10 protein-coding genes are annotated in these 9,392 nt (G+C 69.0%); 4 read left to right on the plus strand and 6 right to left on the minus strand.

Features of this window, described 5'->3' with window-relative positions; all coding sequences use genetic code 11:
- Positions 1-106 precede the first annotated feature (106 nt).
- Positions 107-1,519: a MocR-like pyridoxine biosynthesis transcription factor PdxR gene (gene pdxR, locus ACWDTP_RS34840; RefSeq protein ID WP_450027783.1), complete on the minus strand. Its 1,413-nt coding sequence runs from the start codon at positions 1,517-1,519 to the stop codon at positions 107-109.
- Positions 1,520-1,568: 49 nt separating this feature from the next.
- On the opposite strand from pdxR, the gene ACWDTP_RS34845 reads away from it, so the two are divergent.
- The 4 genes from ACWDTP_RS34845 to ACWDTP_RS34860 are packed head-to-tail and all read left to right on the plus strand — an operon-like array spanning position 1,569 to position 4,641.
- Positions 1,569-2,033 (plus strand): carboxymuconolactone decarboxylase family protein, encoded by a 465-nt coding sequence (locus ACWDTP_RS34845; RefSeq protein WP_450027784.1) that lies wholly within the window; start codon positions 1,569-1,571, stop codon positions 2,031-2,033.
- A gap of 18 nt (positions 2,034-2,051) precedes the next feature.
- Positions 2,052-2,567 (plus strand): AAA family ATPase, encoded by a 516-nt coding sequence (locus ACWDTP_RS34850; protein ID WP_450027785.1) that lies wholly within the window; start codon positions 2,052-2,054, stop codon positions 2,565-2,567.
- Positions 2,568-2,598: 31 nt separating this feature from the next.
- Positions 2,599-4,197, plus strand: a complete 1,599-nt coding sequence (locus ACWDTP_RS34855) for a DUF222 domain-containing protein (protein ID WP_450027786.1) — start codon at positions 2,599-2,601, stop codon at positions 4,195-4,197.
- A 27-nt stretch (positions 4,198-4,224) separates the two neighbouring features.
- Positions 4,225-4,641, plus strand: a complete 417-nt coding sequence (locus ACWDTP_RS34860; RefSeq protein ID WP_450027787.1) for a pyridoxamine 5'-phosphate oxidase family protein — start codon at positions 4,225-4,227, stop codon at positions 4,639-4,641.
- On the opposite strand, the gene wzm is transcribed toward ACWDTP_RS34860, so the two are convergent.
- From wzm to ACWDTP_RS34885, 5 genes are all read right to left on the minus strand, one after another.
- The gene (gene wzm / locus ACWDTP_RS34865) at positions 4,629-5,459 is read right to left on the minus strand and encodes a galactan export ABC transporter permease subunit Wzm/RfbD (RefSeq protein ID WP_450027788.1); all 831 of its coding nucleotides are present in this window, start codon (positions 5,457-5,459) and stop codon (positions 4,629-4,631) included. The two genes, ACWDTP_RS34860 and wzm, sit on opposite strands and share 13 nt — an antisense overlap.
- Entirely contained in the window at positions 5,456-6,367 is a 912-nt protein-coding gene (gene glfT1, locus ACWDTP_RS34870) for a galactofuranosyltransferase GlfT1 (protein WP_450027789.1), read from the minus strand. Before glfT1 ends, wzm begins: the two co-directional genes overlap by 4 nt.
- Positions 6,354-7,154, minus strand: coding sequence for a galactan export ABC transporter ATP-binding subunit Wzt/RfbE (wzt, locus tag ACWDTP_RS34875; protein WP_450027790.1), 801 nt, complete (start codon positions 7,152-7,154; stop codon positions 6,354-6,356). Before wzt ends, glfT1 begins: the two co-directional genes overlap by 14 nt.
- Before the next feature lie 7 nt (positions 7,155-7,161).
- The gene (locus ACWDTP_RS34880) at positions 7,162-7,680 is read right to left on the minus strand and encodes a bacterial proteasome activator family protein (protein ID WP_450027791.1); all 519 of its coding nucleotides are present in this window, start codon (positions 7,678-7,680) and stop codon (positions 7,162-7,164) included.
- Positions 7,677-9,392, minus strand: a 1,716-nt coding sequence (locus tag ACWDTP_RS34885; protein ID WP_450027792.1) for a DUF6541 family protein, incomplete at its 5' end; no start/stop codon positions are given. The genes ACWDTP_RS34880 and ACWDTP_RS34885, both read right to left, overlap by 4 nt.

The following is a 9,392-nucleotide window of genomic DNA, read 5'->3' on the forward strand; positions in this document are numbered from 1 at the left end:
CGATTGAACCGTAGAGAAGTCCAATTATTCCTTGCAGGACAGGCACTTTCGCGTATCTACACCCCACCAAAGCAACATTTCACGGAAAATCCGGGTTAGCCCCCGGTCAGCGCAGCACCTCGCCCAAAACGGTGCACAACGCGTCGACGGCCGCGGCGAAGGCGTGTTCGGCGGGTGCGCCGAAGCCGATCAGCACGCCGTCCGGATCGGGTATCCGCGGTCCGGCCAGGGGGTGGCGCATCAGCGAGAGCCCGGTCAGCGCGATCCCGGCTTCGCCTGCGCGGCGAAGCATCTCGGGCTCGGCCCCGTCGGGCAGGGTGAGCAGCATGTTGACCCCGGCGGCCAGACCGCCGATCCCCACATCGAATCCGGCCAGCGCCGCCACCAGCGCATCGCGCCGGTGCCGGTACCGGTTGCGCATGCGCCGGATGTGCCGGTCGTAGCCGCCGGAGCCGATGAAGTCGGCGAGGGTCAGGGCCGTGACGACGTCGACGTGGTACTGCTGGCCGCCCGCGGCGGCGAGCACCGGGTCGATCAGCGCCTCGGGCAACACCATCCAGCCCACCCGCAGGGTCTGGGCCAGGCCCTTGCTGACCGAACCGAGGTAGACCACCCGCTCGGGATCCAGTGACTGCAGCGCGCCGACGGGCTGGCGGTCGTAACGGAATTCGCCGTCGTAGTCGTCGTCGAGCACGTATCCGCCGGTGCGCCTGGCCCATTCGGTGACGGCGGCCCGCCGAGCCGGGTGCAGCGCCATGCCATGCGGGCTCTGGTGTGCCGGGGTGAGCAGGACGGCGGGTGTGTCGAGGGCGTCGAGGTCGCCGATCACCGCGCCGTCAGCGTCCAGCCCGATCGGAACTGTCGGCACGCCCAGCGCGGCGAACACGTCCCGAAAGATGTACAGCCCGTAGGGTTCCACCGCGACCGGGCGGTCGCCGCCGAAAACCCGGGCCAGCAGGTCGACCCCGTCGCGGACCCCGGCGCAGATGACGACCGACTCCGGGCTGGTGCGCACCCCGCGTACCCGGCCCAGGTATTCGGTGACCGCCTCCCGCAGCGGCAGCGGGCCGCGCGGGTCACCCATCCGCAGCGCCGACGAGGGTGCGTTGGACAGCGCCCGCCGGGCCGAGGCCAGCCAGGCGGCGCGGGGGAACTCGGATACATCGGGGGAGCCGGGCATCAGATTGTGTTGCGGCACCGCGGGTATCCGCCGCGGTGGGGGGTCCGGGCGGGCGACGGCCGTACCGGCGACCCAGGTACCGGCGCCCTGCCGCGAGGCCAGCCAGCCCTCGGCCACCAGGTCGGCGTAGGCCTCGGCGACCGTGTTGCGGGCCAGGCCCAGGTCGGCGGCCAGGCCGCGCGACGGCGGCAGCACGGTGCCGGTGGCCAACCGGCCGGACCGGATACCCTCCCGCAGGGCCTCGGTGAGCTGGTCACGGGCGGTGCGGCTGCCCGGCGCGATGACCGTGCGCAGCTCCAGGTGCAGATCCCGGCTGCCCGAATTGGCCCGCGAAACCATGTCTACATTGAACCATCTGGGCGGCATTCTTGTCGCTAGCGTTAGCGGTATGACACAGACACTCGAACCCACCAAGGCCCGGCTGAAGATATACAAGGCCTCACCCGAGCTCTACGACGCGATGATGACGCTGTCGGCCGCGTCGGCCAAGGACGTCGACCCGGCGATCGGCGAGCTCATCAAGATCCGGGCCTCGCAGATCAACCACTGCGCCTTCTGCCTCGACATGCACACCCGCGACGCCCGCAAACAGGGCGAGACCGAGCAGCGGCTGGCCCTGGTCGCGGCCTGGGAGGAGGCCGGCGACCTGTTCACCGAGCAGGAACAGGCCGCGCTGGCGCTGACCGAGGCCATCACCGAGTTGGGACACGGCGGGGTTTCCGATGCGGTGTACGAGCGGGCAGCCGCGGCGTTCACCGAACGTGAACTGGGACAGGTCATCTCGATGGCGGTGACGATCAACGCGTGGAACCGGATCAACGCCACCGTGCGGATGCCCTTGCCGCGCCGCTGACCGCGCCACACTGAACGGGTGCTGGTTGTGCTGTCCGGGCTCCCCGGGGTCGGTAAGACGACCGTCGCGCGTGCGGTGAGCGCGCGCGTCGGTGCGGTGCACCTCCGGATCGACACCATCGAGGCCGCGCTGGTCAGCGGCGGCGTCATCGCGGCCGCCGGCGGTTGGGACACGGTCCCCGACGCCGGCTATCGGGTCGCCTACGGGCTTGCCGCCGACCTGCTGCGGGCCGGGCACCATGTCCTCGCCGACAGCGTCAATCCACTCCACATCACCCGCCGGGCCTGGGCCGAGGTGGCGGCCAAGGCCGGCGCGGGGTGCCTGGACGTCGAGATCATCTGCAGCGATGCGGCCGTGCACCGGGACCGGGTCGAGGCGCGGGTACCGGATCTGGACGGGCTGACGGTGCCCACCTGGGAGCAGGTCTGCAACCGCCGATACGAACCCTGGACGGGTCCGGTCCTTCGGGTGGACACCGCGCCGGGCACGGCCCGGGCCGCCGACGAGATCGTGGCCGCGATCGACGCACGGTGAAGTGTCGGTAGGCCGTGGCATACTCGCACATGTGTTCGATACAGTGTTCGATCCGGTGCGGTCGGCGCAGCTCATCGAGGTGATCGAGGGCTCGCTGCGCCAGGAGTCGATGCTGATCGCCACGCGCATGTCGGCCGTGGCGGAACTGCTGCGCCAACGCGTCGTCGAGGTCGAGGCACAGGTGTGGGATACCGATCCCGACGCGGGCTACATGCTCGTGACGGGCTTTGCCCGGGCCGGTGCCGAAGTGGCGGCCGCACTGAACCTGACCCCGCGGGCGGCCGGGGTGCTGGTGTCCCAGGCCGATGCGCTCGCCGAACGGTTGCCCAGAGTCGGGGAGCTGCTCGCCGCCGGCCGGATCGACTGGCGCGCCGTGCAACTCGTGATCGCCCGCACCGAATTCGTCACCGACACCGTCATGGAGAAGCTGGACGCCGATCTGGCCGCACGCATGGCGGGCTGGCAGTGCTGGTCGCGCAAGCGCATCATCGACGAGGTCGACGCCGCGGTGCGTGAATTGGATCCCGATGCGGTCCGGGAACGGGAACGCGCCGAGGACCGCAGGTGGCTGGACGTGATCAATCTCGGCGACGGCACCGCGAAGATCAACGGCATCGTGTCCGCGGAGGCCGGGCTGTCCCTCGACAAACAGGCTTCCGAAATCGCCGCGAGCGTATGCCCGGGCGACCCGCGGACGATGGCGCAGCGCCGCGCCGACGCCGTCACCGTGATCGCCGACGGCGGGACCCTCGTGTGCCGCTGTGGCCAATCCGACTGCCCGGCCGCCACCGAGCAGCCCGGCCGGTCCGGCAGGGGCCGGTTCGTGATCAACGTGATCGCCGACCGGGACACCGTGCTGGGACAGGGGAATCGGCCCGGCTACGTGGCCGGTTACGGCGTGATCGACGCCGATCAGATCCGCGCGCTCGCCGAACGGGCGACGATGCGGCTGCTGCAGGAGCCGGAGGTCGGCGACACCGAAGCCGTGCGCTATCAGCCGTCGGCCGCGCTGGGCCGGTGGATTCGCTATCGCGATCTCACCTGTCGATTCCCCGGCTGCGATCAGCCGGCCGAGCGCTGCGATATCGACCACACCGTGCCATTCGACCATCGTGATCCGGCGGCGGGCGGGCTCACGGTGCCGTCGAACCTGAAATGCCTTTGCCGCCACCATCATCGGATCAAAACTTTCGACGGGTGGCGCGATGAGCAGCTGGCCGACGGCACCGTGATCTGGACCTCGCCGGCCGGGCGGACCTACCGCACTACACCGCGCGGTGCCGACCTGTTCCCCGAGTTGGGCCGACCGGCCTGCCGTGCGGCCGGACCCGGCCGGCGCCGCGGATTGCCGAGCCGATCCGAGCGGATCGCGGCGATGCGCGAGCGAAACCGGCGGTTGCGCCCGGTCAATGCCGAACGGCGCCGGGTCGATCGCCATCGTCGCCATGAGATCGCCATGCGCAAGAACCGCAACCGGATGCGCTACACGCTGCGCTTCTTCAAAGGTGACGCGCCAAGTACCAGCCCGTTCTGCGCCTGGATCAACGATCCGGTCGAACCCGAGACGCTGCCGCCCGACTGGCGGCCGCCGCCCCAACCACCGCCGGACCCCGACGACCCACCCTTCTGAGCCGGGCGAGGACGCTAGGGTTGGCTCATGACGCCAGACCGTCCGGTCACGCTCCTCGGGGAGGACGAGAGTTGGCGCCTGCTCTCGGGCGTCGCGCTCGGCCGCTTCGTGACCACGATCGGCACCAGGCTGGAGATCTTCCCGGTCAACTTCGTTGTCGCGCACCGCACCGTGCTGTTCCGCACCGCCGAGGGCACCAAGCTCATCACCGCCGTGATGAGCGACCGGGTGCTGTTCGAGGCCGATGACCACACCGTCTCGGGCGGGTGGAGCGTGATCGTGCGCGGCACCGCCGAACTGCTCGAAACCCCCGAGGACATCGCCGAAGCCGAGCGGGCTCAGCTGCTGTCGTGGACGACGACCGAGAAGCGGCGCTATGTGCGGATCAGCCCGAAGGAGATCTCGGGCAGGCGCTTCACGTTCGGCCCGTCTCAGACCCAGTAGGGCACCCGCGCCCGGTACTGGCGCATCGCCACGGCGGCCAGGGTCCAGCCGATGACGGTGAATATCAGCACGATGACCCAGTGCTTGACTTCCTGATCGGCACCGAGCAGCGGTGCCCGCACGATGTCCAGATAGTGCAGCAGCGGGTTGATCTGGACGATCTGGCCCCACGACCCGCCGCCGCGCTCCTGCAGGGTCGCCTCGGTCCAGATGATCGGCGTCATAAAGAACAGCAGCTGCATCACCGAACCGAGCAGCGGGCCGATATCGCGGTAGCGGGTGGCCAGGATGCCGAAACAGATCGACACCCACACGCAGTTCAGCACGATCAGCCCGAGCGCCGGGATGACCGCAAGGTCCGGCCAGGTCCAGTGCTTGGGATAGATGATCGCGATGACCACGAAGATGATGATGTTGTGGCCGAACAGGATCAGCTGCCGCCACACCAGCCGGTAGACGTGCACCGACAACGGTGTCGGCAGCTGTTTGATCAACCCCTCGTTGGCGATGAAAACCTGCGCGCCCTCAAGGACGCTGGCGTTGAGCATGTTCCAGATGATCAGGCCCAGCGTGATATACGGCAGATACTCGGCCAGCGGCAGCTTGAACAGGTTCGAGTACAGCAGGCCCATCGCGACCGCGGTGGTGCCGGTGGCGATGGTGATCCAGAACGGGCCGAGCAGGCTGCGCCGGTAGCCCTGTTTGATGTCCTGCCAGCCCAGGTGCAGCCAGAGTTCGCGTCGGGCGAAACCGGCCACCAGATCGCGCCAGGCCCGGGCGAAGGTCTTCGAGTTCGCGACCGCATCGGTGAACGTCATGTTTCCTTCCTTCCGAACCTCTCGCGTCTACCCAACTGTCGCAATCGAATCCATTCGCGCAGTCCGGCGGGATCGCGTCGTGACACCAGAAAGTACCAGCCGAACCGGACCCATTCCTGGGGGAGCAGCTTGCGCATTCCCGGCTGGGACAACAGATAGCCGCGGTTCCGATAGGTGAAGAACCGCTTCGTCTCGTCGTCGGGGTACTGGGTGTGCATCCGCCCGCCGAGGATCGGTTTGAACTCTTCGGTACCACACGGGTGCAGATAGCTTGCGGTCAAACAGGTTCCGAACGGCAGTCCGGAGCGCACCAGGCGACGGTGTAGCTCCACCTCGTCGCCCCGGACGAACAGCCGCAGATCGGGAACCCCGACGGTTTCCACCGCGGCGGCCCGGAACAGCGCGCCGTTGAACAGTGAGGCGATGCCGGGTAGCAGGTCGCCACCGGCTTCGGTGCGCAGTTCGCTGACCAGCCGGCGCCACACCAGGCCGCGGCGCAGCGGGAACGCCAGCCGTTGCGGATCGTCGAGGTTGCACACCATCGGCGACACCTCGGCCAGGCTGTATTGCTCGGCACAGTCCCGCAGCGTGCCGAGCACCGTGGCGTCGGCCGGGCGGCCGTCATCGTCGGCCAGCCAGATCCAGTCGGCACCCAGCGCCAGCGCATGCAGCATCCCCAACGCGAAACCGCCTGCGCCGCCAAGGTTCCGGCGCGAGCCGAGGTAGGTCGTCGGCACCGGCTGGCCGCTCACCAGCTCGGCCACCGCGGGGTCGTCGTCGTTGTCGACGACGATCAGGTGATCGGGCCTGCGGTTCTGGGTGACGACGGCATCGAGCGATGTCGCCAGCAGTTCGCGGCGCCGGTGGGTGACCACCACTGCGAACACGCGCTCGTCAGCGCCTGTCACGCGGCGTTTCCTCCAACACCTCGCGCACCGTGCGGGCCGCGTCGTCACCCTCGTAGGCGCGGACCACATCCTCGATATCGCCGGTCATCTTGATGCTGCCGTGGTCGATCCACATCGCGCTCTTGCACAGCCGGGCCAGGAATTCGTTGGAATGGCTCGCGAACACCAGGATCCCGGACCGTTCGACCAGCGCCTGCAGCCGGGTCTGGGCCTTCTTGAGGAAGTCCGCGTCCACCGCGCCGAGGCCCTCGTCAAGCAGCAGGATCTCCGGATCGATACTGGTCACCACACCCATCGCCAACCGCACCCGCATACCCGTGGAATAGGTGCGCAGCGGCATCGACAGGTAGTCGCCGAGCTCGGAGAACTCGGCGATCTCGTCGACCTTGGCCAGCATCTGCTTGCGGGTCTGCCCCAGGAACAGGCCACGGATGATGATGTTCTCGAAACCGGAGATCTCCGGGTCCATGCCCACCCCGAGGTCGAACACCGGCGCGACCCTGCCGCGCACGGTCGCCGAGCCCCTGGTGGGTTCGTAGATGCCCGAGAGCAGCCGCAGCAGCGTCGACTTCCCCGCGCCGTTGTGGCCGACCAACCCGACCCGGTCACCCATCTCCAGTGACATGGTGATGTCGCGCAGCGCCTCGATGACGACGACGTTGGACTCGTTGCGGCCGATGGCGCCACCGGCCTTGCCGAGGAACGCCTTCTTCAGCGAGCGCGACTTGGCGTCGAAGATGGGGAACTCCACCCACGCGTCGTGCGTCTCGATAAACGGTTTGGGCACTGCTGTCCTACAGGTACTGACCGGTGCCGGGATGCGACGGCCCGCGTTGTCCGCCCGGGCCCTGCAACCCCGGCGGCAGCGCGCCCTGACGCATCTGCTCGAGCTGGGCGCGGGCCGCCATCTGCTGCGCGAACAGCGCGGTCTGGATGCCGTGAAACAGCCCCTCCAGCCAGCCGACCAGCTGGGCCTGGGCGATCCGCAGTTCGGCGTCCGAGGGCACGCTGTCCTCGGTGAACGGCAGGGTCAGCCGCTCCAGTTCGTCGCGGAGTTCGGGCGCGAGGCCGTCCTCCAGCTCGCTGATGCTGGTGCGGTGGATGTCGCGCAGCCGGTTGCGGCTGGCGTCGTCGAGCGGAGCCGCCCGCACCTCCTCCAGCAACTGCTTGATCATCGTGCCGATGCGCATCACCTTCGCCGGCTGCTCGACGAGGTCGGTCAGCGCCTTGCCATCGGCCTCGGGTTCGGCGTCGGGGTCACAGCCCGCGCTGGTCAGGATCTCGATGTTGTCGTCGTCGGGATTGATGGTCATGGCCTTCCAGTCGTTTGTCGATCACCGCGCCAGCGGTAGATGCGGTCCTCACCGTTGTCGTAGATCTTCTCCCACGATCGTGACCTGTCTAGCGACAGTAGCCCGTCGGGCATGGCGAATCCGCGCACCACCGGGGTGCTGGTGATCGCGTAGCGAATATTGAGCGCCTTGACCGCCTCGGCGACCCGCGGATCGGTGTCGGCGTCGTCGGCGTACGCCCAGAAGATGAACCGGTGATAGCCCGGGCCCTGTTGCACCGGGTAGTCGTAGTGGGTCCACAGCGGGTGCAGGCCGGCGACCGCGGACATCCACGCGGTGCCGTCGGTGTTGGCGTTGCCGATCGTGGTGGTGTGGGCGTCGGGCAGCTGGGCCAGGTAGGCGAACGCTTCGAGGTCTCTGCGGTCGACCATCACCGAGTCGTACTTCTCGCCGAACAGAAACTTGTGCCGCGGGAAGTAGTGCCAGGCCAGGCCGATCGTGGTGGCCGCGAGCGCGACGGCGGCGGTGGCCCTCACCCACACCGGGCGGGCCCCGGCCCGGTGCGCCAGCGCCGCCCCGAGCCCGACCAGCGCGAGCAGTCCGACCGCGGCCATCGGGGCGTAGAGCAGCGTGACGACGGCCGACAACCGGCGCGGGTCGCTGTAGAACAGATCGCTGAACGTGCCGGTGAGGACGCCGAGCGGACCGCCGAACGGCGCGCCGGAATGCACGATCGACGCGATGAACAGCAACCACACCGCCAGTGGCCACCAGATTCGTTTCACCAGCAGGATGAGCCCGCCGGCCCCGGCCAGCCCGATCAGGGCGTACTGGATCGGGAAGTCGTTGAGGTGCCGGGTGTGCTGGAACACCGCGGCGAACAGGGAGAATTTCTTGCCCAGGTGGTTGACGAAGGCGTGCCCGACGATGATGTCGGCCTGCTGCAGCACCCCGAGGAACTGGGGAAGCAGGATCAGCAGGGTCGGCACCGCCACCGCGGCCAGGGCCAGGAAGTCGGGCAGTCGGCCCCGCACCGGCCGCCACAGTGCGTCGAACAGCCACCACCCGCCCACCAGGACCGCCGTCACCACGCCGCCGGTGATGTGCACCGAGAAGACCCCGATCAGCGCCAGGACCGCCAGCGGCACCCGGTCGCGGTGCCTCGGCGTGGAGACGATCAACGCGAACGCGGGCACCGCGATGCCGTAGGCCACCAGGTTGGGCATCGCGGCCACGTCGAACTCGACGTAGGGCACCGCGGTGAACGAAGCCGAGAGGGCCGCCGCGGTGGCGGCCGCGGCGGCGGTGCGCATCGGCCGGGTGTGCGGGCCGACGATCTTCCAGGTGAGCACCGCGGCGCTGACCGGGAACAGCCACACCCCCGCGGCGACCGCGCTGAGCGTGTACGCGGTGGTCGGTGCCGCCCCGGTGAGTTGACTCAGCACGGCGGCCAGGGCATGGAACGCCGACGGGTAGTACAGCGCTTCGTGGGTCTCGACGTTGCGCAGTTCGCCCATGTGGGTCGGTGAGGCCTGGCCGGTGTCGAGGATGAACCGGACCGTGTTGGCGTGCCACACCGAATCCCAGTTGCTCGGGATCGAACCCCAGTGTGCGGGTGGGGTCAACGCCGCCCACAGGATCAGCGCGGCCCCGAGCAGCACCCCTGCCGCGACGACGGCGGCGACGCTCCGTGGGGCGGCCATGGCCTCCGCGGCGGGTTTGCGGTAGCGGGC

It is taken from the genome of Mycobacterium sp. NPDC003449 (assembly GCF_053588415.1).

Excerpts from the sequence above, each read along its gene's own strand:
- ACWDTP_RS34860 (WP_450027787.1), top strand. The coding sequence starts at position 4,225 with ATGACGCCAGACCGTCCGGTCACGCTCCTCGGGGAGGACGAGAGTTGG.
- wzm (WP_450027788.1), bottom strand. The coding sequence starts at position 5,459 with ATGACGTTCACCGATGCGGTCGCGAACTCGAAGACCTTCGCCCGGGCC.
- ACWDTP_RS34880 (WP_450027791.1), bottom strand. The coding sequence starts at position 7,680 with ATGACCATCAATCCCGACGACGACAACATCGAGATCCTGACCAGCGCG.
- pdxR (WP_450027783.1), bottom strand. The coding sequence starts at position 1,519 with ATGGTTTCGCGGGCCAATTCGGGCAGCCGGGATCTGCACCTGGAGCTG.
- ACWDTP_RS34845 (WP_450027784.1), top strand. The coding sequence starts at position 1,569 with ATGACACAGACACTCGAACCCACCAAGGCCCGGCTGAAGATATACAAG.